Genomic DNA, 23,416 nt, shown 5'->3' with positions numbered 1-23,416 from the left:
CACGGCAACAAAAAAGACAACTAAATCTGGGCGCCGTCCGCAGACGGCGCGGTAAAACTTAAACGCTGTAGTAGAGTTCGAATTCAACCGGGTGTGGCGTCATGCGAACACGATCCATTTCTTCTTTACGCAGGTCGATATAAGCGTCGATCGCGTCGTCGGTGAAGACGCCGCCACGGGTCAGGAACTCGCGGTCTTCGCTTAATGCAGCCAGCGCTTCATCCAGGGAGCCTGCAACTTTTGGAATTTCAGCTTCTTCTTCCGGTGGCAGGTCATACAGGTTTTTGTCCATGGCATCGCCAGGGTGGATTTTATTAATCACACCGTCCAGGCCTGCCATCAGCAGAGCTGCGAAGCACAGGTATGGGTTAGCCGCTGGATCCGGGAAGCGAGCTTCGATACGACGCGCTTTCGGGCTAGCTACTACCGGAATACGGATAGAAGCGGAACGGTTACGGGCTGAGTAAGCCAGCATGACCGGGGCTTCGTAGCCTGGGACCAGACGCTTGTAAGAGTTGGTGGTCGGGTTGGCCAGGGCATTGATTGCTTTAGCATGCTTGATGATACCGCCGATATAGAACAGGGCAGTTTCAGACAGGCCGCCGTATTTGTCGCCAGCGAACAGGTTCGTGCCGTTCTTGGACAGAGACATGTGGCAGTGCATACCAGAGCCGTTATCACCGAACATCGGCTTCGGCATGAAGGTCGCTGTTTTACCAAATGCGTGAGCCACGTTGTGAACCACGTATTTGTAGATTTGGATTTCGTCAGCTTTTTTGGTCATGGTGTTGAAGCGGGTTGCCACTTCGTTCTGACCTGCAGTTGCCACTTCATGGTGGTGCGCTTCAACAACCAGACCCATTTCTTCCATGGTCAAACACATGGTAGAACGGATGTCTTGTGAAGAGTCGACCGGAGGAACTGGGAAGTAGCCGCCTTTCACTGCCGGACGGTGGCCTTTGTTGCCGCCATCGTATTGGGTGCCTGAGTTCCATGCGCCTTCGATATCGTCGATAGCCACGTGGGAGCCACGGATGCTGCTGCCGAAACGAATGTCATCGAACAGGAAGAATTCTGGCTCTGGCCCGAACAATACGGTGTCCGCAATGCCGGATGAACGCAGGAAGTCTTCTGCACGCTTGGAAATGGAGCGTGGGTCACGGTCATAGCCTTGCATGGTGCCTGGCTCAAGGATGTCACAACGAATAATCAGGGTAGATTCTTCAAAGAACGGGTCCAATACCGCCGTGCTGGCGTCTGGCATCAGCACCATGTCAGATTCGTTGATACCTTTCCAACCGCCGATCGAGGAGCCGTCAAACATTTTACCTTCTTCGAAGAAGTCGGCATTCACCTGGTGAGCAGGGATGGTGACGTGTTGTTCTTTACCCTTGGTGTCAGTGAAACGCAGGTCTACGAATTTCACTTCATGCTCATTCAGCATCGTCAAAACGTGTTCAGCGGACATACTTAACTCTCCCGGATTTATCATTGTCGTCGTCGTGGAACGAATCTGTGAAACTGGCTTTTTTTGCCTTGAAAAGACTAAAGCGAAAACTGTGCCAACTTTGCGAAAGCGTGTTAAACGCCTTTCTGTGCGGGTTTTGCACAGAATGAGTATGCACCATTAGTGACATATTGCACTTAAATGGTGCAATCAGTGCGAGGTGGGGCACTGTAATGGTGCAAAAGTGCACCAGATGATGCTTTTTGCACCGTGAAAGGGATCACATACTGACCTGTACACAGTTGTTTATAAGAGACTGTTGTGATCTTGTTTAGTCCCTCGCTTAATACGTGTACAATAGCGCGCTATTTCTAATGCCTGAGGCAAAGCTGTGATCGAAAATTTGCGTAACATCGCCATTATTGCCCACGTTGACCATGGTAAAACCACCCTGGTTGATAAGCTGCTGCAACAATCCGGTACTTTCGGAGAGCGTGTAGAAGCCACCGAACGCGTAATGGACTCCAACGATTTGGAGAAAGAGCGTGGGATTACCATCCTCGCAAAAAACACCGCCATTAATTGGAAAGACTACCGCATCAACATCGTGGATACCCCAGGACACGCCGACTTCGGCGGTGAGGTTGAGCGTGTGATGTCAATGGTTGACTCGGTGCTGCTGGTTGTGGACGCAATGGATGGCCCAATGCCGCAAACCCGCTTTGTGACCAAAAAAGCGTTTGCTAATGGTCTGAAGCCGATCGTGGTAATCAACAAGGTTGACCGTCCAGGCGCACGTCCTGATTGGGTTGTTGATCAGGTCTTCGACCTGTTCGTTAACCTCGACGCGACCGACGAGCAGCTCGACTTCCCAATCATCTATGCTTCTGCACTGATGGGGATCGCGGGTACTGACCACAATGAGATGGCGGAAGACATGACCCCGCTGTATCAAGCGATCGTGGACCACGTGTCTGCACCGCAGGTTGAGCTCGAAGCACCGTTCCAGATGCAGATCTCTCAGCTGGACTACAACAACTACCTGGGCGTGATCGGCATCGGCCGTATCAAGCGCGGTAAAGTGAAGCCAAACCAGCAGGTCACTATCATCGATAGCGAAGGTAAAACTCGCAGCGGTAAAGTGGGCAAAGTGCTGGGCCACATGGGTCTGGAGCGTATCGAGTCGACCCTGGCTGAAGCGGGCGACATCATCGCTATCACCGGTCTGGGCGAGCTGAACATTTCCGACACCATCTGTGACACCTCTGCAGTGGAAGCACTGCCAGCGCTGTCTGTCGATGAGCCAACCGTAACCATGTTCTTCAACGTCAACACCTCACCTTTCTGCGGTAAAGAAGGTAAGTTCGTGACTTCACGTCAAATCCTTGAGCGTCTGAACAAGGAATTGGTGCACAACGTTGCGTTGCGTGTTGAAGAAACTGAAGATGCTGACGCATTCCGCGTATCTGGCCGTGGTGAACTTCACCTGTCGGTTCTGATCGAAAACATGCGTCGTGAAGGTTTCGAACTGGCGGTATCCCGTCCGAAAGTTATCTTCCGTGAAATCGATGGTCGTAAACAAGAGCCGTTTGAGAACGTGACCTTGGACATCGAAGAACAGCACCAGGGTTCAGTCATGCAAGCCATGGGTGAGCGTAAAGCTGACCTGAAAAACATGGATCCAGACGGTAAAGGCCGTGTGCGTCTCGACTACGTGATCCCAAGCCGTGGCTTGATTGGCTTCCGTAACGAGTTCATGACCATGACCTCTGGTACCGGTCTGCTGTACTCCACCTTCAGCCACTACGACGATGTGCGTCCGGGTGAAGTTGGCCAGCGCCAGAACGGCGTGCTGATCTCTAACGGCCAAGGCAAAGCGGTAGCATTCGCCCTGTTTGGTCTGCAAGATCGCGGCAAGTTGTTCCTGGGCCACGGTGCGGAAGTGTATGAAGGCCAGATCATCGGTATTCACTCACGTTCTAACGACCTGACAGTGAACTGCTTGACCGGTAAGAAGCTGACCAACATGCGTGCTTCTGGTACTGACGAAGCAACTACCCTGGTCCCAGCTATCAAGATGACCCTGGAGCAAGCTCTGGAGTTCATCGATGATGACGAACTGGTAGAAGTGACGCCAACCTCGATCCGTATCCGTAAGCGTCACCTGACGGAAAACGATCGTAAACGTGCAAGCCGCGGTCCTAAAGACGCTTAATCGCTGATTTAGTCTGCAACACTTAGGGCGCGTCCAGCGCCCTGAGTTTTTTCCTCTGTCTTTTCTCATTTCTGCCGCGTGCTATACGCTTTTCCTCCTGCTCTCTATTCAGCCTCTGTTTTTCCCGCTACAGTAAAATCTCACCGGCCCATCAGGAGAGGACTATGCTGTATATCTTTGATTTAGGTAATGTGATCGTCGATATCGATTTCAAACGTGTACTGGGTGTATGGAGCAATTTAAGTGGTACGCCGCTGGCCGTATTGTCTGAGCGTTTCACTATGGGTGAACTGTTCCAACAGCATGAGCGTGGTGAGATCAGCGACGAAGACTTTGCTGAACGGCTGAGTGATGAAATGGGTATCGCCCTCAGTTTTGAACAATTTGCTACCGGTTGGCAGGCGGTGTTTGTTGCACTGCGCCCGGAAGTGATCGACATCATGAAGCGCCTGCGCAGTGAAGGCCATCGGGTCGTCGTCTTGTCAAATACCAACCGTTTGCACTGCAACTATTGGCCACAGCACTACCCTCAGGTTGCTGAAGCTGCCGATCATCTGTACTTGTCGCAGGACATCGGCATGCGTAAACCGGATGCCAACATCTATCTGCATGTACTCAACGCAGAAAATACTGCACCCGATCAGGCCGTATTTTTTGATGACGTGGAGGCGAATGTGGCAGCGGCTGAAGCGCTAGGGATTAAGGTCGTACACGTTACCGATCGTGACGTGGTGCCTGCGTATTTTGCCCAATGACCACGAAGCGTTAAGCTTAAGGCGTATATGCCTGTCGTCTTTCAAGCCGCAGCGTTGTTTGCTGCACGTACTTACCCCGGTGACTTATTAAGGTAAGGCTCTGGGGATCCCTACGCTTGCTGCCTGGCTGCAACTTGAAACCCATCGGGTAAAAAAACTGACATCAAGGGGTACCCATGTCATTTTTCCGCCGTAAGAAGCTGCCTTCTGCGATCAAACCTAGCGTCACCTTTGGGCGGTTGTTGATTAAACGGGTCGACAGTGATGGACTTACCATGCTGGCGGGTCACTTGGCTTACGTCTCTTTGTTGTCACTGGTACCCCTTGTGACGGTGGTGTTCGCGCTGTTTGCCGCGTTCCCGATGTTCTCTGACATTAGCGTCCAACTGAAAAGCTTTATCTTCTCTAACTTTATGCCCGCTGCCGGCAATATCATTCAAAGTTATTTGGAGCAGTTTGTCGCCAATTCCAACAAGATGACGGCCGTCGGTACCTGTGGGCTGATTGTCACTGCATTGTTGCTGATTTCCTCGGTAGACAGCGTGCTGAACACCATCTGGCGCAGCAAGAACCAGCGGCCGATAGTCTTCTCCTTTGCTGTGTATTGGATGGTGCTAACCCTGGGGCCACTGTTGGTTGGCGCCAGCATGGCCATCAGTTCTTATCTGTTGTCACTCAACTGGTTGGCGCAGACCGGGGTCAACAGCCTGGTGGATCAGGTGCTGCGTATTTTCCCGTTGATCCTGTCGTGGATATCGTTCTGGCTGCTGTATTGCATCGTGCCGACGGTACGCGTGCCACCTAAAGATGCGCTGATTGGCGCGCTGGTCGCGGGGCTGCTGTTTGAGTTGGGCAAAAAGGGGTTTGCCCTGTATGTCACCATGTTCCCGTCTTATCAGTTGATCTATGGCGTGCTGGCCGTGATCCCCATTTTATTCCTGTGGGTCTACTGGAGCTGGTGTATCGTGTTACTTGGCGCGGAAATCACAGTGACAATAGGGGAATACCGCGACTACCGCCAACAGAAGGCGGAACAACAGGATCAGCCACCAGAAGGGCAGTTATGATTGCGTTAATTCAACGGGTGTTAAATGCCAGCGTTACGGTCGATGGACAGACGGTAGGCAACATAGGCCCCGGTTTGTTAGTGTTATTGGGCGTGGAGCAGGATGATAACGAACAGAAAGCCGTGCGCCTGTGTGAACGTGTGTTGGGGTACCGCATCTTTGGCGATGAGAACGACAAGATGAATCTCAATGTCCAACAGGCAGGAGGTAGCCTGTTGGTCGTGTCGCAGTTCACGTTGGTGGCGGACACGCAAAAGGGCATGCGTCCGAGCTTCTCACGCGGTGCGGTACCGCAGGAAGCCGATCGGTTATACCAATATTTTGTTGGCCAGTGCCGTGAGCGCGGTATAGAAACCCAAACCGGTGAATTTGCGGCCGACATGAAAGTCGCGCTGGTGAATGACGGGCCGGTGACGTTTTGGCTTCAAGTCTAAGAGTGTTGGGAGAGAAGGCGTCTATGTATCACCTACGAGTACCGGTAACAGAACAAGAACTGAAGGATTATTACCAGTTCCGCTGGGAAATGCTGCGCAAGCCGCTGCACCAGCCGGTGGGGTCGGAAAAGGATGCCTATGACGCCATGGCGCATCACCAAATGGTGGTGGACGAAGGCGGTAAAATTGTCGCTATCGGGCGGTTGTATATCAACGCCGATAATGAGGCAGCCATTCGTTTTCTGGCTGTCGATCCCACGGTGCAGGACAAAGGCTTGGGGACGCTGGTGGCCATGACCCTGGAGTCGGTTGCGCGTCAGGAAAGCGTGAAGCGTGTGGTCTGTAGCGCCCGTGAGGACGCGGTGGATTTCTTTGCCAAACTTGGCTTTGTTAATCAGGGTGAGATTACCGCACCGCAAACCACGCCGATTCGCCACTTTCTGATGATTAAACCCGTGGCGACGCTGGACGATATTTTGCATCGCCCGGATTGGTGCGGCCAGTTGCAGCAAGCCTGGTACGATCATATTCCGCTTAGCGAGAAGATGGGGGTGCGCATCAGTCAATATACTGGCCAGCGTTTTGTCACCACCATGCCAGAGATTGGCAACCAGAACCCGCACCATACGCTGTTTGCCGGCAGCCTGTTTTCCCTTGCTACGCTGACGGCCTGGGGGCTGATCTGGTTGTTACTGCGTGAACGCCATCTGGGTGGCACCATTATTCTGGCGGATGCTCATATCCGTTACAGCAAACCTATCACCGGCCGACCGCGAGCGGTGGCGGACCTTAGCTCATTGAGCGGTGATCTGGCGCGTTTGGCACGCGGTCGTCGTGCGCGCGTACAGGCGGAAGTTCATCTGTTTGGTGACGATGACCGAGGTGCGGTGTTTGAGGGTACTTACATGGTATTGCCTGCCGAACCCGAAGTGCCCCTGGATCAGGGGGGATGTGAGGCAATAGATAATTGATATTGTGGCCCTCTCAACGCAACCCAGAGAGGGCCAATCAACCATTAAGGCAGTTGCTGGTTAACCGTCTGGCCGTCGCGGGCGGTAGCTTGCAAATGGCCCTGCAATGAAGCCTTAAACGGTCCATCGCTGTTCAACAAGCCTTTCAACTGTAGTTGCAGATTACCGTCACCCTCCAGTGGAACAGGTTGCCATCCCCATTGCTGCAGAGTATTTACCGGTACTGAACGCCCATTCAGCGATAGCGCAAAGGGTTTGCCCGGCAGCTGTTCTATGGTGGCTTTGGCTTCCAGTAGCCCCTGCGGCATAAAAGCGCTGAGATCGGTAACGTTGATCTGCCCGTCATTGGCGTTCAGAGCCAGTGATGGACGGCGAACGTCGATCTTATTGAAGGTGGCTTCACTGCCGTTCAGGTTGAGTGTACCGGACCAGATGCCCCATTGGTGGTCGCGTGCCAACAGCAGATTGCTGCCGTAACCGTCCAGTGCGGTTACCTGGAATGGGAAGGCAGGGTTGATATCGATGATCAGATTGCGGTTGGTGGTCAACTTACTGACGTATACCTCTGCCAACCAGTGTGGCAGCGGTTGCAACCACAGTGCACGCCAGTTACTCGGTAAGGTGTACTCCAGTGCGGCGACAGCCACTTCATCCAGTTGCAGACGGTTGTTGGTACGCAGCCAATTGCCGGAGGTGCGCAACAGCCCGCCTTCCCAGCGGGTGGTGAACTGCTGAATAGCGATGCCAGCGGGTGAGAGTCGCATATTCATGATCGGATCAATCAGGTGGACGCCACCGTTGATCAGGTCACTGGCGTTGAAGTTGAGCGAGCCGTCCGGGCTGCTCCAGTCGCCTTGTTGGAAGGTGACGTTTTGCAGCGACAGGTCGAGATCGTTGAATGCCCACTCTTTTCCTTCCAGTCGCGCATCGATCAAATCAAAACGTTTAAGTGTGATTGGCGGCATGGCGGTGAAGCGCTGCCAGAACTGCTCCAGCGTGAGTGGCGTCTGTAAACGCACGCCGCTCAGACGCAGTCGTTCCACCTGCCAACTGCCGTCGGCACCCCGAGTGGCTACCCCCGTCAAATCACCTTGCGCCAGATCGGCACCGAAGTCGCTTAGCTGCAACTGATTCTGTTTAAGTTCGCCCTGCACCAAGACTTTTGAGGCGGGGATGCCGTTGAGTGTCATTGAGCCCGCACTGAACTGGAACTGATTATCTTCACCCAATGGGTGGCCCGCTTTGGGTTGCCATGGTGTGATGCCAGCATTGACTTGTTGCGCGTTGAGCTGCCAGGTTTCATCGTTGGATTGCAGCGCCATATTGCTCAGTTGCAATACATCGGCCCGTAGTGGCAATGCTGCATCTTGCTGTTGGAGGTTAAGCGTACCGTCGCGCAACGTGACGCTATGGAAATAACGGGGCTCGGTAATTTGGCGCAGGCTGAGACCGAGATCCAGACGTTTGGCGACCAGCGCTTGTGGTCCATTCTTTTTCGCCAACTGAACGTCTTCCAGGCTGATTTGGCCCGGTTGGTTCCATGAGTGGGAGAGCTTCGTCACCGAGAGGCGATATTCGCTGTGATCGCTGACCCAGCGGCTTAACCAGCTGGCAGCCCAGCGGGTTTGCCCGATGACGTACAGCAACGCAATGGCAAGCACTACCAGCAGTAGCAACGTCAGCAACAGTTTCCCGATAAATTTCATCGTCTACATCCGCGTCGGTCAAAAAAGATACCCTGTTTATGCCGTAATTAGCCGGGCATCTCAAGTGCAATGGTCTGATAGGCAATAAAAAACGGCCGCAAGCGGCCGTTTGATAAGCAATGTGGCGATTATTGCTTTTCGTGTTCGTGCGGGAATAACAGGTTCAGCACGATAGCGGTAATACCGCCAGCGGCAATGCCTGAAGAGAGCAGGGTTTTCAGCCAATCCGGTGCGAACTGTAAGATCAGCGGTTGCTGAGAAACGCCCATGCCAACGGCCAGGGAGAGTGCCATGATCATGATCGCGCGGCGGTTCAGTCGTTCACGCGACACGATGCGCACACCCGATGCGGCAATGGTGCCGAACATCACGAGGGTCGCACCGCCCAGTACCGGCTCAGGAATGTGTTGCACGAAACCGGCCACCGCCGGGAACAAGCCCAGCGCGATCAGCATCAATGCCACCACAAAACCCACATAGCGACTGGCAACACCCGTCAGTTGGATCACGCCATTGTTCTGACCAAAGCACGAGTTGGGGAACGTATTGAATACTGCGGACAGCATGGAGTTCAGGCCATTGGCGAGCACGCCACCCTTCAGGCGCTTCATATACAGCGGGCCGCTCACCGGTTGTTCCGATACGTCAGAGGTCGCGGTGATATCCCCGATGGTTTCCAATGACGTGACCATAAAGATCAGCATCAGCGGTAGCAGCAGGTTCCAGTCAAAGCCCAAACCGTAATACAGCGGCGTTGGGATGATAATTGCGGCTGTCTCGGTGGCCGGCTGAGTGTCTGGCAACATCCCCATGACCCAAGCCAAAAGGTAACCGACCGCCATGGCGATCACCAACGAGGCGACGCGAAGGTAGGGGTTACGCTGGCGGTTAAGCAGAATAATGACCAAGAGTACGGCCCCGGCCAACATCAGGTTTTTTGGCGCGCCAAAGCTGTGATCATTCATCGCGGCATAGCCGCCACCGATGGAGGTTAGCCCAACCTGGATCAGCGACAAACCGATAATCATCACCACAATGCCAGAAACCAGCGGGGTGATGATGCGACGCGCCAGATGCAGCACGCGCGATAACAGGATTTCGGTGCAGGAGGCGACCATCAGTGTGCCGAACAGTGCCGCCATCATTGTAGGGACATCGGCCCCCCCGTTTTTCAATGCCAGCCCACCCATAATCAGCGGTGAAACGAAGTTAAAGCTGGTGCCTTGAATCGAGAGCAAGCCAGAACCGACCGGTCCCCAGGTTTTAATTTGTAGGATGGAAGCCAAACCGGAAGCGAACAAGGACATGCTGATGATGTGCTGGGTGTCTTGTGCCGGTAGACCTAATGCCTGGCAGATCAACAGAGCAGGGGTGATTACCGCAACAAACATCGCCAGCAGGTGCTGACCAGCGGCAAACAGGGTTTGCGGCAATGGCGGTCGGTCTTCCAGGCGATAAATGAGTTCGCTATTGCGCGGCGTTGAGGAGGCTTTTTGCTCTGCATCGAGCTCGGCGGATGGCATGGTCATGATGTGGCATTTCCGGAAACGGCAAAGCAGGCATTTTAATGATTTACCCCGCAAAAGCAAACGGTTGCGCGTTACTATTCTGTTAGCATTATCGGCGGTTATGTCGCATTTTCGTTCATTTTTTCTTGTGTTATCAGCGTTTTTTACTTCTAATCCTGCACTCATCAAGTTTTAAAAACTAAGCGGTTTTCTATAACTTATTATTTATTAATTGGATCTTTTCCCTTACATGGAGTACCTGGATGTTTCATCTTGATACTTATGGCACGTTAGTCGCGGCAACATTGGTTTTGCTCCTTGGGGGCAAATGCGTCACAAGCATCCCTCTGTTAAGAAAATACACCATTCCCGCACCTGTCGCCGGTGGCTTGCTGGTGGCTATCCTGTTATTAGCCCTGAAAAAATTCGCTAACTGGGAAATCAGCTTCGATATGTCGCTGAAAGACCCTTTGATGCTGGCCTTCTTTGCCACTATTGGTCTCAATGCCAACCTGGCGCGGCTGCGCGCGGGCGGTAAGGCATTGATGGTATTTCTGTTTGTCGTGCTGGGCTTGCTGTTGGTGCAGAACGCGATCGGCATCGGCATGGCAAAAATGCTGGGTCTGGACCCGTTGATGGGTCTGATCGCCGGTTCCATTACCCTGTCCGGCGGCCACGGCACCGGGGCGGCCTGGAGCAAGCTGTTCATTGAGCGTTACGGCTTTGAAAATGCCACGGAAGTTGCGATGGCCTGCGCCACCTTCGGGTTGGTTTTGGGCGGCCTGATCGGCGGTCCTGTGGCGCGTTATCTGGTGAAGCACTCTTCTACACCGGAAGGGTCTCCGGATGACAGCGTTCAGCCAAGCGGTTTTGAAAAACCGGAAAGCGGCCGTTTGATTACCTCGCTGGTCATGATTGAAACCATCGCGATGATTGCCATCTGTTTGAGCCTGGGTCAGTTTATTTCCGGCTTATTGAGTGGCACGGTGTTTGAACTGCCAAACTTTGTCTGTGTGCTGTTTGTTGGTGTGATCCTCAGTAACACACTGGCCTTCACCGGTTTCTATACTGTGTTTGAGCGTGCAGTATCGGTGCTGGGCAACGTTAGCCTGTCGCTGTTCCTGGCGATGGCGTTGATGAGTCTGCGCTTGTGGGAATTGGCTTCGTTGGCACTGCCAATGCTGGCGATCCTGGCAGTACAGACGTTGGTGATGGCACTGTACGCAATCTTTGTTACCTACCGGGTGATGGGTAAAAATTACGATGCCGCGGTACTGGCTGCGGGTCACTGTGGCTTTGGTATGGGTGCGACGCCGACGGCGATAGCCAATATGCAGGCGATTACCGATCGCTTCGGTCCATCGCACCTGGCGTTTCTGGTGGTGCCAATGGTGGGGGCGTTCTTTATTGATATCGCCAACGCGATTGTGATTAAACTGTATCTGCTGTTGCCGGTGTTCCCGGCGATTGGCTGATTCACCGGCCGTCATAACGAAAAAGGCGCCTGCGGGCGCCTTTTCTATGCCTGAATGTCAGGCGTTGGAGTAGCGAGCTTTTTCAGGTAACCAGCGCTCAACCAGCGCGCGGGCATGTTCCGGGTACTGTTGGTGGATATGGCGGGCTACGCGTTGTACTTCCGGGATCATCGCCTGGTCGCGCAGTAAGTCAGCCACTTTAAACTCTGCACTGCCGGTTTGGCGTGTGCCCAAGAGCTCGCCTGGCCCACGAATTTCCAGATCGCGCTGGGCAATAACAAAGCCGTCATTGCTGTCCCGCAGTACTTGCAGGCGCTGCTGAGCGGTTTTGCTTAACGGCGTTTTGTACAACAGAACACAGTGTGATGCCACAGCGCCACGGCCCACACGGCCACGTAACTGATGCAACTGCGCCAGCCCCAACCGCTCTGGGTTTTCGATGATCATCAGGCTGGCATTTGGCACGTCAACACCCACCTCGATCACCGTCGTAGCCACCAACAGTTGCAGTTCGCCTTGTTTAAAGGCCTGCATTACCGCCTGCTTCTCTTGTGCTTTCATGCGTCCGTGCACCAGCGCCACTTTCAGCTCTGGCAGCGCGGTTTTCAATTCTTCCCACGTGGCCTCCGCCGCCTGAGCTTCCAACAGCTCAGACTCTTCTATCAGTGTACAAACCCAGTACGCCTGCCGCCCTTCTTCCATACAGGCGCTTTTTACCCGTTGAATGATATCGGCACGCCGGGTGTCCGGAATGGCGACGGTCGTGACCGGCGTTCTGCCCGGTGGCAGTTCGTCTATGACCGATGTGTCGAGATCGGCATAGGCCGTCATCGCCAGCGTGCGAGGGATTGGCGTGGCAGTCATGATCAACTGGTGGGCATGGAAACCTTGCTCTTCGCCTTTCTCCCACAGCGCTAAGCGCTGGTGTACGCCAAACCGATGCTGCTCATCGATGATCACCAGCGCCAGGCCGGAAAATTGTACCTGTTCCTGGAAGATGGCGTGGGTACCAACCACCATGGAGACCTGCCCGCTGGCAATCGCTTCTTGTTGCGCGATGCGCGCCTTGCCTTTTTGCTTACCCGCCAGCCAGCCGACTTCTAATCCCAAGGGTTCAAACCACTGGCGGAAGTTGTTGGCGTGTTGTTCGGCCAGCAGTTCGGTAGGTGCCATTAATGCCACCTGCTTGCCGTGGGCGATAGCGCGCAGTGCCGCTAATGCCGCGACCAGCGTTTTGCCTGAGCCAACGTCGCCCTGCACCAGCCGCATCATCGGGAAGCTTTTTTGCAAATCGGCCTCGATGTCGGCCACCACGCGATCTTGCGCGCCGGTGGGGGCAAAGGGCAGTTGGGCGAGGAATTGTTTTTTAAGCCGGTCGTCCGGCATCAGGGGGAGCGCCTGATAGCTTTGCGCACCGGCGCGTACCGCCAGCATACTGAGGTTATGTGCCAGCAGCTCTTCCATGATCAGGCGTTTTTGTGCGGGGTGTTTACCCAGCTCCAAATCTGCCAATTGGATATCCGGCGGTGGGCGGTGCAGAGTATGCAACGCCTCCGGCAGGCTCATTAAGCCACCGCTCAACTCCGATGGCAGCAGCTCGGTAATCGCACAGGTATCCAGCAATTCCAGCGCTTGATCGGTCAGCTTGCGAAGCGTGGCCTGCCGTATGCCTTCGGTGGTTGGATAGACCGGGGTCAGTGATTCTTGCAGCTCAACCTCGCTGCTTTCCCCCTGAATACGGTATTCCGGGTGGATAATTTCTGCGCCATGATTACCGCGTTTAACTTCACCATAGGCGGTTACGCGACGGCCTGTTGCCAGGCTATTTTTCATCGCCGCATTGAAGTTAAAGAAGCGCATGGTGAGCAAGCCGGTGCCGTCACTGATCTGGCAAGTTAGCATGCGTCGACGACCAAAACTGATGTCAGTACGCAGAACTTCGCCTTCTACCGTGGCAAAAATGCCCGGCTGCAGGTCGTTAATTGGATAAAGCCGGGTGCGGTCTTCGTAGCGTAGCGGCAGGTGGAGCAGCAGATCCTGAATGGTTTCCAGGCCAATTTTGGCCAGTTTTCCCGCCTGGCTGGCACCAACCCCGGAAAGTGTGGTGAGTGGGACAGCATCCAGCAGGCGTCCTTTCATTTGCGTACCGTGGCTTGCATGGTTGCCCACCATTCGGCATCGGCGATCACTTGGCCTTGTTCGTCAATGTGCGGGCGCGGCAGTTTTTTACGTTTCGCCACGTTGGCCAGCACCGGGTAACCACCTTCAAACAACAGGCGCTGCTGTTCTTCCTCATCGAGCATGCTGTGCTCGCGGCGATACAGACCGGCATTTTGTCGCTGGCGTTGCGCTTCATACAGGATCAGTGCTGAGGCGACGGAGACGTTGAGTGATTGCACCATACCGATCATCGGGATAATGATGTCCTGATCGGCAAGCTGTAGGGCTTCTTCGGTAATACCGGTTTTTTCCTGACCCAATAACACACAGGTAGGGCGGGTGTAATCCACCTCGCGGAAATCCACGGCACGATCTGACAGGTTAGTCGCCAGAATTTGCATACCTTGAGCTTTCAGGTGGGTCACCGCGTCGGCGATGGTGCGATGGGTTTTTACATTAACCCAGCTGTTACTGCCCGCTGCGGAGGAAACCAGGGTACGCATGCGTGTGGTTGGCCATACTGCATGCACCTGATGCACGCCGACGGCGTCGGCGGTGCGGATAATGGCGGAGACGTTATGCGGTTTATGCACCTGTTCCAGGCAGACCGTCAGATCCGGCTGCCGGGTAGCCAGCATTTCACAAATCCGCGCATAGCGTTCAGGGCTCATAGGCGCTAATTTCGGTTACGGTTAACTTTAATGACATCCGGCATGATACGGATTTTACGCATAATATTTGCCAGATGAATACGATTACGGGTGGTCAAGCGGATAAAGGCGCTGTAAACCCGACCGTCTTTTTCTTCGGTATTCAGGCTTTGAATATTGGACTCAGCCGCATTGATGGCCGCCGTCAGGTTGGCCAGCGCGCCCTGATGGTTAAACATGTCCACTTTGATTTCGGCGATAAATTCTTGCTCGATGTCTTTATCCCATTCTACCGCCATGAATTTCTCAGGCTCTTTTTGGTAGCCGCGGATATTCCGGCAGGATTCATGGTGGATCACCAAGCCTTTTCCTGGGCTGACATGGGCAATGATCGGGTCACCCGGAATCGGTCGACAGCATTTTGCGAAGGTGATCAGCACGCCATCGGCACCCTTGATCGCCAGGTTACGAACCCCGGAGGATGACCCCAGATTGGACTGGTCACCCTGCAAGTTTTTCGCTACCACAACGCTCATGGCGTTGCCCAGGCCAATTTCTGCCAGCAGATCGTCCAGCGTCGCCAGCTTCATGCGATCCAACTCGTGTTGGATATTCTCTTGTGGGATCTCTGCCAGTTTGCGACTGCCGCCCAGTGCATGATTCAACAAACGACGGCCGAGGCCGACTGAGTCGTCGCGCTTGAGGTTTTTCAACATCTGGCGAATTTTGGCGCGTGCTTTTGAGCTGACAACAAAGTTGAGCCAGGCGGCGTTTGGTCGCGCACCCGGAGCCGTGATGATTTCGACCGTTTGGCCACTGGTCAGTGACTGCGACAGCGGATACGGCTGGCGATCGACACGTGCACCGACACAGGCATGGCCAATATCCGTGTGCACCGCATAGGCGAAATCGACCGGTGTGGCCCCTGCAGGCAATTCAACGATGCGCCCCTCTGGGGTGAAAACGTAAATCTCATCTGGGAACAGATCGGATTTGACGCTCTCGATAAATTCAAACGAGCTGCCGGCACTTTGTTGTAGTTCCAGCAAGCTTTGCATCCAGCGCTGAGCACGGATTTGTGCCGTCGTGCCGGTTTCGCCCTGTTCTTTTTCTTTATAAGCCCAGTGCGCGGCAACCCCCATTTCGGCCATCTGATCCATATCTTCAGTACGGATCTGCACCTCTACCGGCACACCATGTGGGCCGATCAATGAAGTGTGCAACGATTGATAACCGTTGGCCTTGGGAATGGCAATATAGTCTTTTACCCGACCCGGGCGGGGTTTATACAGGCTATGAGCCTGGCCCAGTACGCGGTAGCAGGTATCGACTTCCTTCACGATTACACGGAACGCGTAAATATCCATAATTGAATGGAAACGCTGTTCTTTCAGGTGCATCTTGAGGTAGATGGAATACAGGTGTTTTTCCCGACCGCTGACGCGGCAAGGAATACCGGCTTCGGTCAACCGGCCTTCGATCTCGGCGAGAATCTTCTGGATCATCTCTTTACGGTTACCGCGTGCGGCTTTCACCACTTCTTTGATGACGCGGTAGCGGTTTGGGTACAACGCTTCAAAGCCCAGCTCTTCCAGCTCGGTTTTAAGGTGGTGAATACCCAGACGATGGGCCAGAGGGCTGTAAATTTCCAGGGTTTCACGCGCGATACGCCGCCGTTTGTCGGGGCGTAGCGAACCGAGGGTGCGCATGTTGTGCGTACGGTCGGCCAGCTTGATCAACACGACGCGGATATCCTGCACCATCGCCATGATCATCTTGCGGAAGTTTTCCGCCTGAGCTTCTTTTTTATCCTGGAATTTCAGTTTGTCGAGCTTGGATACGCCTTCAACCAATTCGGCGACGCTTTTGCCGAATAGCTGTTCCATATCCTGATAGGTGGCCGGGGTGTCTTCGATGACGTCGTGCAGCAGGGCTGCCATCAGCGTCTCATGATCGAGACGCATTTCCGCCAGAATACAGGCCACGGCGACCGGGTGAGTAATGTAGGGCTCACCGCTGGAGCGTGTCTGTCCCTCGTGAGCATCACGTGCAACGAGGTATGCCTGTTTGAGGCGCTTAATCTGCTCCTCAGGCAAGTAACGTTGAATCAGCAGATTCAGGCTTTCAAACAGGTACAAAGGCAGACTCGCAGTCTAATTAACGACGACCTTCAGCAATCGCGGTAACCGCTTGAATTTCAGCGGCTTCTTGCTCTTGCTGTTCCTGACGATCACGAACATCGAGGATCTGGCTGGTGATCAGGCCTTCTTCGATTTCGCGCAGTGCGATAACGGTGTACTTGTCGTTTTCTTCAGGAACAAGTGCATCTTTACCGCCAGTCTGGATTTGACGTGCCCGACGAGCAGCGACCAACACCAGGTCAAAACGGTTACCAATTTTCTCTACAGCGTCTTGAACAGTTACGCGTGCCATATTTGTGCTACTCCACAGGTGACGAAAAGACTGGGCATAATACTGAAACTGTCTTCAGTCTGCCAATAGTTTGCTGATTAAAGCGTCATGCCGCAGTAATTGGCGGCCTAAACGCAGGCGTTCGGCGCGAATAATGGTTTTCAGATCGGACAGGGCCAGATCGAAATCATCGTTCACAATTAAATAATCATACTCCGCGTAGTGTGTCATCTCTGCCACAGCTTGCGCCATGCGCTTGGCGATCACTTCATCAGAGTCTTGTCCGCGGCCACGCAGGCGACGACCAAGTTCTTCCTTTGACGGCGGCAAAATAAAGATGCTGCGCGCTTGCGGCATTTTGGCGCGGATTTGCTGTGCGCCTTGCCAGTCTATGTCCAGGAAAACGTCTACGCCGGTCGACAGCACCTGTTCAATAGCCGCACGTGACGTACCGTAATAGTTACCGAACACTTCGGCGTGCTCAAGAAACGCATCCTGCTCAATCATTCGGCAGAATTCTTCTTTTGAGACGAAGAAATAATGATCGCCATGTTGTTCACCCGGGCGGCTGTCGCGCGTGGTGTGCGAAACCGAAACCTGTGTGTCGTACAGCGGTTGCGTCTTTAACAAAGCCTGAATCAGACTTGATTTCCCTGCGCCGCTAGGGGCAGAGACAATATAAAGCGTGCCTTGAGCCATGATGATGTTCGTTGATAGCGGTTGATATGCCAATAACAGCGGATGTGTATTTTCTCCGCACAGTATACACGGCTAACGCGTCGGGTGCAGCGTTAGCTCGCATTTTGCCCGTCTCTTTGTGCTGAAAAAACCTCAAACCGGCAGGTTTGCGCAGCGTATCGCTAAATTTCTTCGGTTTTCTGCAATGTGCCAAATCTTTCTCGAGCTGCTTTGTGGAACGGCTGATTGGGCATTGCCGCCTCCTGACGTTGTGGTTTTACTGCCGGTTATCAGGGAGGTGCACAATGTACAAAGGTGCCGGGCGTATCGGAATGACTCTGCTGTGCGGATTGGTATTCAGTGGAGACCTGTGGGCGGAAAACTGCCCAACGTGGCGGCCAGAGCGGCTGCAACTGGAGATTAGTACGCTAAAAAACCAGCTTGAGCGTTGGGATGTGGCGTATCACCAGCAGGGCAACAGTTTAATTGAAGATGAGGTGTATGACGGTCTGCAGAACAAACTGCAGATATGGCGACGTTGTGCTGGGACAGCGCCAGCAGATGAGTTCACTCCGCTTTTGGTTCCGGGCAAGGTCCCGCATCCCGTTGCGCATACCGGGTTGCGCAAACTGCCGGATTCTGCGGCTGTGGCCCAGTGGGTAAATGGCCGTCGCGATCTCTGGGTTCAGCCAAAAGTGGACGGCGTCGCTATCACGCTGGTTTATCGTGACGGAAAATTAACGTCGGCGATTAGCCGGGGAAACGGACTGAAAGGCGAAAACTGGCTGGAAAAGGTGCGGGCTATACCGGCGGTGCCTGCCAGCATTAAGAATGCCCCACAGACGCTGGTGCTGCAGGGAGAGCTGTTTCTGATGATGAACGATCACCAACAAAAGCTCAGTGGTGGTCTCAACGCCCGGGCCAAGGTCGCTGGAGCTCTGATGCAAAATAAGCTCTCGCCACTACTGCAGCAGATTGGTCTGTTTGTCTGGGCTTGGCCAGACGGTCCGCAGGACATGGCGCAGCGTTTAGGACAGCTTGCTGCAATGGGCTTTCCTCTGGCACTGGCTTACTCGCAGCCGGTGAACTCATTAGCCGAGGTGCAACAATGGCGCACACGTTGGTATCAAGCCGCGTTGCCGTTCGTCACCGATGGTGTGGTGATTCATCAGGCTAGCTCACCGAGTGGCCGTTACTGGCAAGCGAAACCCGGTGGTTGGGCCGTCGCCTGGAAGTATCCACCGACACAGCAGGTCGCGCGGGTCAATGGCGTTGATTTCAATATTGGCCGCACCGGAAAAATTGCCGTTGTGTTAAGGCTAGAGCCCCTCAGAATGGACGATAAATGGGTAACACGGGTGAACCTCGGTTCCCTACCCCGTTGGCGGCAGTTGGCGATTGTACCCGGCGATCAGGTCACGATCAGCCTGATGGGGCACGGCATTCCGCATCTTAATAACGTGGTCTGGCGGGGAACGGATAGGTCGGTGCCCAGTGCCCCATCCGCTGAACGTTACCATCCGTTGAGTTGTTTCAACTGGCAGCCTGATTGCCGTCAGCAATTTCTTGCCCGGTTGGCGTGGTTAAGTGGCCCGCAGGGGCTGAATCTTCGAGGCGTCAGTGAATCTACCTGGCGGACGCTGATTGGCCGGGGATTGGTACGACACCTGCTGGATTGGTTGGTGCTGACGCAGGAGCAACTGATGTTGACCCCCGGCATAGGCGACAAGCGCGGACAGAGTATTCACCGGCAATTTCAGCTGGCGCGGCAGCAGTCTTTCGCACGTTGGCTGGTTGCTTTAGGTGCACCGCTGTCCCCGCAGCAAGCGATGACGCTGAAAAATTGGCATCAGACCCAGCAAATATCCCCTGATGCGTGGCGTAAAGTAGCGGGTATCGGCGCTAAAAGGGCACAACAAATTGTCGAGTTTTTCCAGCATCCGCCAGTTCTGGATCTGATCGGTACGTTGGCATCCCAAGAAATTGAGGGCTTTGCCAATATCCAGTGATATGACATTACTCTGCAGGTTCGTCGGCAATGGACTTCAACGTTGCCAGCGGGGACGGTGAGGTATGGCGTAGAAAAACAAAAACGATGCCCCCGGATATGGCTGCCAACAGGGCCAGAATATACAGCAAGCTATGAAACGCAGCTTCGTAGCTCTGCTTTAACGCTACAGCATCTATCTTCAGCAGTGCCGCGGCCTGGGGCAGATCGCCCATCGCTAACCGGTGAGCCCCGGCGACAGTGTCGGCCAGTGGCATGACTGGCAGATGCCGTTCAACCAAGGTCGCCAGCAAGGCACCCACGACGGCCAGTGCGATGCCTTCGCCCGCGACCCGAATGGTGCTGAAAATACCGGTGGCCATGCCTGCGCGTTCCTTCGGCACCACGCTGACCGCCAGGCCATCCATCAGGCCCCAGGGCAGGCTGATGCCACAACCAATGATCAGTAACGGCAGGATCAGCCTATAAAATGGCTGCCCTGGTGCATATTGAGCCAACCCTACCAGGCCGAAGGCGCAGATCAGTAAGCCCACACTGGCAATGATGCCAGCGGAAAAGCGGTGCGCTAGTAAGCCAGCCAGCATCGGTAACACTAATAGCGGCGCAGAGAGTGCGAGCATAATGATGCCAGTATCCAGGGGGCTGTAACCCTCGACGCCAATAAAACGTAACGGGAGTAAAACCAGCAGCACAACATAAGAATAGGCAGGGGCGGCGGCCAGAAACTGCACGCCGACAAAGCGTGGATAGCGGAATAAAGACAGATCGAGCATCGGTCTGCGCACACGGCGTTCGATCAGAATAAAGGCCAGCATTGAAAGTAGCGCGCTACAAAACAGCGCGATGATCCCATGGCTATTCCAGCCGCTTTCGGGAGCCTGAATGATGGCGTAAGTCAACAGCGTCAAAGCCAGGGTGAAGGCCACCGCGCCGGGCCAATCAAGTTTGGCTGCCGCCGGATCGCGCGATTCATGCATATAGCGTGTGCCGGTCGCCAGGGCGATGGCGCTGAGTAACGACACGCTGGTAAAAATCGAGTGCCAGCCAAAGTGCTGTACCAAAAAACCGGCCATCACCGGGCCAAATGCCAGCCCGACGCCAAACGTAGTGCCCAGCAGGCTGAAGGCTTTGGTACGTTCAGCGCCATCAAACACCTGCGCCAGGCCTGCAGTTCCTCCGGCAAATGCTGCCGCTGCGGCAAAGCCTTGCAAGGCACGGATCAGATCAAAGGCAATAATGTCCCGAATCGCCAGCATGATCAGTGAACTCAGCGTCAATACCGCCAGGCCACTGACGAATATGCGTTTACGACCAAAGCGATCGGCGAGCGCACCGGCGATCATCAGACTGCAGCCGAAAGTTAGCATAAAGGCGTTAGTGACCCAGTTGAGGGCCACTGCACTGCCGCCCAGGCTGGTGGCGATAGCAGGTAGAGAAACTGCCGGCCCGGTAAAGTTAATCGGCATGATTAACCCCGCCAGGCAAACGGAGAACAGGATGATCCAGCGCTGGGGGTGAGCAGGCAGCGTTGGGTGGGGCTCTGGAAGGCTCAGAGGTTTAGTCATGGTTAGCTCCAGCTAAAGCATTGTTGGCTGGGTTGGATGATAGGGTGGATTTAATTGGCTAAAAATGGGGCTTTATTCCACTCTTTAAGGACAATAACTCTCTAATTGGAGCCTCTATGGACAGCCTCAGCGGTTTATTGGCGTTTGTTCGCGCTGCCGAGCTACGCAGCTTTGTTGCCGCTGGTGAACGGTTAGGCGTATCGGCTTCTGCGGTAGGGAAAAGCGTAGCCAGGCTGGAGGAGTCATTGGGCGTCAGGTTGTTTAACCGCAGCACCCGTCGCATCAATTTGACCGACGAAGGCGCCCTTTTTTTTGAACGTTGCCAGCGCATTGTTAGTGAAATTGAAAATGCCGAGGCTGAAATGGCCAGGATCTCTGATGCGCCACGTGGCAAGCTGCGGGTGAGTATGCCGGCGGTTGGCTATCGGATGCTGGTGCCGCTGCTTTCTGAGTTTACCGCGTTTTATCCCGAGGTGGAGTTGGATGTGGACTTTAATGACCGGATAGTAGATCTGATCGCTGAAGGCATTGATGTGGCGGTGCGCGGTGGCGAGCTGGCGGACTCTCGGCTGATGGCTCGCAGATTGGGGCCGTTCCGGCTGATACTGACGGGGGCACCGGAGTACTTCCAGCGCCGTGGCATGCCCCAGAGGCCTGAAGACTTGCTTAACCATGCCTGCTTACGTTACCGCTACCCGGGTGGCCAGCAACTGCAGGCGTGGAACCTGTCAGAGGGTGAGCCTGTTTCCCTTCGAATACCGGTGACGCTGAGTTTTAACAGCATTGAAGCGCTGATTCATGCCGCCCAAGAAGGGTTGGGCATCGCTTATCTGCCGGATTTTACGCTATGTCAGCCAGTTGATGCACGGCGGCTGGTTCCCGTGTTGGAGCAACACACGCAGGAACAGGGGTTTTTCTCCGCGCTATGGCCGTCAAACCGACATATGCTGCCCAAGGTTCGAGTCTTCGTCGACTACCTGGCACAGCATATGTTGCCGCTGCGCTGAACCCGGTTAATGGTCCGGGTGCTGATAATTAAATACCGGCAGACCTAGACGAAAACGCAGGGCGATCAACCGGGCGCTGAGACCAGCAACCAGGGTGATGATTACCACCATATTATGCGGCAGACTCAAGTGTTGCAGGCCGATGTATAGCCAGGCTGCGGCAAAGGAAATACCGGCGTAGATTTCTTTCTGGAATACCAACGGAATACGGTTGCAGAGCATATCACGCAGTACACCGCCGAATACGCCGGTGATCACGGCGGCAATGGCCGCGATGATGGCGCCGTGGCCCATATCCAGAGCAACTTGCGCACCGATGATTGAAAATACAATCAGGCCAACGGCATCCAGCACCAGAAACAACCGACGCAGGTGCCGCATTAACGGTGCAAACCAGGTGGTCACAATCGCAGCAATCGCAACGATAACGATATATTCAGGATGTTTTACCCATCCCAGCGGGAAATGCCCGAGCAGCATATCGCGCACTGAACCGCCGCCGATTGCCGTGGCCGAAGCGATAATGATTACGCCAAACATATCCATTTGACGACGGCCAGCAGCCAATGCGCCGGTCATGGCTTCGGCAGTGATGCCGATGATATAAAGAATGCTCAATAACATAAGGTATTCACAGGATGGGCGGGAATGAGTGTCATGGTGAAAGGGTAATCGCCTGCGGGGTCTGTCGCTACTGAGTTTTTCTAACTGATGACATTTCGGATTACTTTAATTAATCCTTTCGCGTTTTACTTTACTGGTTTATCGCCTTTAATCAGCTTTATTTATTCATAGAAGCATTAGGTATTTCGCGTTAGTTTCTGTTGCTAACTATGCTTCTTGCATGTGATCACGCAGCGGTGTGCTGATGGTGCATCTCCAGGTTAATGATACTCAATAATGAGGAACATGAAGATAAAATGAAAAGAACCCCCCTGCTAATGACGGCCGTAGCGACGCTCTTCTTCTTGAACGGTTGTGTTGCTCCGGTTCAGCACAGTGCGCCGCAAAAAGTGGCGAGCTGCCGTGTGGGCGATCCCATGACTCAGACGACGCTTTATTTCGGCCTGAATCGCCCGACCGGGCCGGCGATTGGTGCTGCAGAGTGGCAGAGTTTTGTTGATCGGCAGGTGACGCCACGCTTTAAAGACGGGCTGTCGGTATTTGACGCTAAAGGGCAATGGTTGGGTCATGACGGCAAGTTGGCACGTGAAAACAGCAAAGCGCTGATGCTGATTCATGCGTCGGGTAATGAAAGTGAAACCAATATAGAGGCGCTGCGAAGCAGCTATAAGCAACAGTTTGCGCAGGATTCCGTGATGCGCGTGGACGCGCCAGTGTGTGTAGCGTTCTGATTG

19 protein-coding genes are annotated in these 23,416 nt (G+C 54.2%); 9 read left to right on the top strand and 10 right to left on the bottom strand.

Annotation, left to right across the window (positions count from 1 at the left end):
• Window positions 1–58: 58 nt before the first annotated feature.
• Window positions 59–1,468: a glutamate--ammonia ligase gene (gene glnA, locus JOE25_RS24880; protein ID WP_020837667.1), complete on the bottom strand. Its 1,410-nt coding sequence runs from the start codon at window positions 1,466–1,468 to the stop codon at window positions 59–61.
• A gap of 370 nt (window positions 1,469–1,838) precedes the next feature.
• Here glnA and typA point away from each other — a divergent pair, with 370 nt between their 5' ends.
• From typA to fabY, 5 genes are all read left to right on the top strand, one after another.
• The gene (gene typA, locus JOE25_RS24875) at window positions 1,839–3,662 is read left to right on the top strand and encodes a ribosome-dependent GTPase TypA (RefSeq protein ID WP_037421790.1); all 1,824 of its coding nucleotides are present in this window, start codon (window positions 1,839–1,841) and stop codon (window positions 3,660–3,662) included.
• 164 nt (window positions 3,663–3,826) lie between these two features.
• The gene (gene yihX / locus JOE25_RS24870) at window positions 3,827–4,417 is read left to right on the top strand and encodes a glucose-1-phosphatase (RefSeq protein WP_209640185.1); all 591 of its coding nucleotides are present in this window, start codon (window positions 3,827–3,829) and stop codon (window positions 4,415–4,417) included.
• Between the two features lie 176 nt (window positions 4,418–4,593).
• Window positions 4,594–5,484, top strand: a complete 891-nt coding sequence (locus JOE25_RS24865; RefSeq protein WP_209640182.1) for a virulence factor BrkB family protein — start codon at window positions 4,594–4,596, stop codon at window positions 5,482–5,484.
• Window positions 5,481–5,918 carry a D-aminoacyl-tRNA deacylase gene (dtd, locus tag JOE25_RS24860; RefSeq protein ID WP_209640179.1) on the top strand — a complete coding sequence of 146 codons (438 nt, stop codon included), beginning with the start codon at window positions 5,481–5,483 and terminating at the stop codon, window positions 5,916–5,918. Before JOE25_RS24865 ends, dtd begins: the two co-directional genes overlap by 4 nt.
• A gap of 23 nt (window positions 5,919–5,941) precedes the next feature.
• Entirely contained in the window at window positions 5,942–6,889 is a 948-nt protein-coding gene (gene fabY / locus JOE25_RS24855; protein WP_209640176.1) for a fatty acid biosynthesis protein FabY, read from the top strand.
• A 44-nt stretch (window positions 6,890–6,933) separates the two neighbouring features.
• Here fabY and JOE25_RS24850 read toward each other — a convergent pair whose 3' ends face one another.
• Both JOE25_RS24850 and JOE25_RS24845 read right to left on the bottom strand, forming a co-directional pair.
• Window positions 6,934–8,595 (bottom strand): AsmA family protein, encoded by a 1,662-nt coding sequence (locus tag JOE25_RS24850; RefSeq protein WP_209640173.1) that lies wholly within the window; start codon window positions 8,593–8,595, stop codon window positions 6,934–6,936.
• A 128-nt stretch (window positions 8,596–8,723) separates the two neighbouring features.
• Window positions 8,724–10,124: a uracil-xanthine permease family protein gene (locus JOE25_RS24845; protein WP_209640170.1), complete on the bottom strand. Its 1,401-nt coding sequence runs from the start codon at window positions 10,122–10,124 to the stop codon at window positions 8,724–8,726.
• Between the two features lie 242 nt (window positions 10,125–10,366).
• Here JOE25_RS24845 and gltS point away from each other — a divergent pair, with 242 nt between their 5' ends.
• Complete coding sequence (gltS, locus tag JOE25_RS24840) at window positions 10,367–11,578, top strand: sodium/glutamate symporter (RefSeq protein ID WP_209640167.1); 1,212 nt, start codon at window positions 10,367–10,369, stop codon at window positions 11,576–11,578.
• A 57-nt stretch (window positions 11,579–11,635) separates the two neighbouring features.
• Here the strand turns inward: gltS and recG are convergent, their stop codons facing one another.
• Genes recG through gmk form a run of 5 tightly spaced genes read right to left on the bottom strand, consistent with a single transcriptional unit; the run spans window position 11,636 to window position 17,499 of the window.
• Entirely contained in the window at window positions 11,636–13,717 is a 2,082-nt protein-coding gene (recG, locus tag JOE25_RS24835) for an ATP-dependent DNA helicase RecG (protein WP_209640163.1), read from the bottom strand.
• Window positions 13,714–14,409: a tRNA (guanosine(18)-2'-O)-methyltransferase TrmH gene (trmH, locus tag JOE25_RS24830; protein ID WP_209640160.1), complete on the bottom strand. Its 696-nt coding sequence runs from the start codon at window positions 14,407–14,409 to the stop codon at window positions 13,714–13,716. The genes recG and trmH overlap by 4 nt, the downstream gene beginning before the upstream one ends.
• Window positions 14,410–14,414: 5 nt before the next feature.
• Window positions 14,415–16,526 (bottom strand): bifunctional GTP diphosphokinase/guanosine-3',5'-bis pyrophosphate 3'-pyrophosphohydrolase, encoded by a 2,112-nt coding sequence (spoT, locus tag JOE25_RS24825; RefSeq protein WP_209640156.1) that lies wholly within the window; start codon window positions 16,524–16,526, stop codon window positions 14,415–14,417.
• A 19-nt stretch (window positions 16,527–16,545) separates the two neighbouring features.
• Window positions 16,546–16,821, bottom strand: a complete 276-nt coding sequence (rpoZ, locus tag JOE25_RS24820) for a DNA-directed RNA polymerase subunit omega (protein WP_004953385.1) — start codon at window positions 16,819–16,821, stop codon at window positions 16,546–16,548.
• A gap of 54 nt (window positions 16,822–16,875) precedes the next feature.
• Entirely contained in the window at window positions 16,876–17,499 is a 624-nt protein-coding gene (gmk, locus tag JOE25_RS24815; protein ID WP_041415115.1) for a guanylate kinase, read from the bottom strand.
• 284 nt (window positions 17,500–17,783) lie between these two features.
• Between gmk and ligB the strand changes: the two genes are divergently transcribed.
• Window positions 17,784–19,487: an NAD-dependent DNA ligase LigB gene (gene ligB, locus JOE25_RS24810; protein ID WP_245210099.1), complete on the top strand. Its 1,704-nt coding sequence runs from the start codon at window positions 17,784–17,786 to the stop codon at window positions 19,485–19,487.
• Window positions 19,488–19,494: 7 nt separating this feature from the next.
• Here ligB and JOE25_RS24805 read toward each other — a convergent pair whose 3' ends face one another.
• The gene (locus tag JOE25_RS24805) at window positions 19,495–21,051 is read right to left on the bottom strand and encodes an MFS transporter (protein WP_209640153.1); all 1,557 of its coding nucleotides are present in this window, start codon (window positions 21,049–21,051) and stop codon (window positions 19,495–19,497) included.
• 116 nt (window positions 21,052–21,167) lie between these two features.
• Between JOE25_RS24805 and JOE25_RS24800 the strand changes: the two genes are divergently transcribed.
• A complete protein-coding gene (locus tag JOE25_RS24800) occupies window positions 21,168–22,058 on the top strand; it encodes a LysR family transcriptional regulator (protein ID WP_209640150.1) in 891 nt (296 codons plus the stop codon).
• Between the two features lie 6 nt (window positions 22,059–22,064).
• Here the strand turns inward: JOE25_RS24800 and JOE25_RS24795 are convergent, their stop codons facing one another.
• Window positions 22,065–22,682, bottom strand: coding sequence for a trimeric intracellular cation channel family protein (locus JOE25_RS24795; RefSeq protein ID WP_209640147.1), 618 nt, complete (start codon window positions 22,680–22,682; stop codon window positions 22,065–22,067).
• Window positions 22,683–22,978: 296 nt separating this feature from the next.
• Between JOE25_RS24795 and JOE25_RS24790 the strand changes: the two genes are divergently transcribed.
• Window positions 22,979–23,413 (top strand): DUF3574 domain-containing protein, encoded by a 435-nt coding sequence (locus JOE25_RS24790; protein ID WP_209640144.1) that lies wholly within the window; start codon window positions 22,979–22,981, stop codon window positions 23,411–23,413.
• Window positions 23,414–23,416: the final 3 nt, after the last annotated feature.

Source organism: Serratia sp. PL17 (assembly GCF_017832355.1).
In the GTDB taxonomy this organism is placed as follows: domain Bacteria; phylum Pseudomonadota; class Gammaproteobacteria; order Enterobacterales; family Enterobacteriaceae; genus Serratia.
Note: the sequence above shows the minus strand (reverse complement) of the source record. Positions and strands in the feature narration are given on the sequence as shown.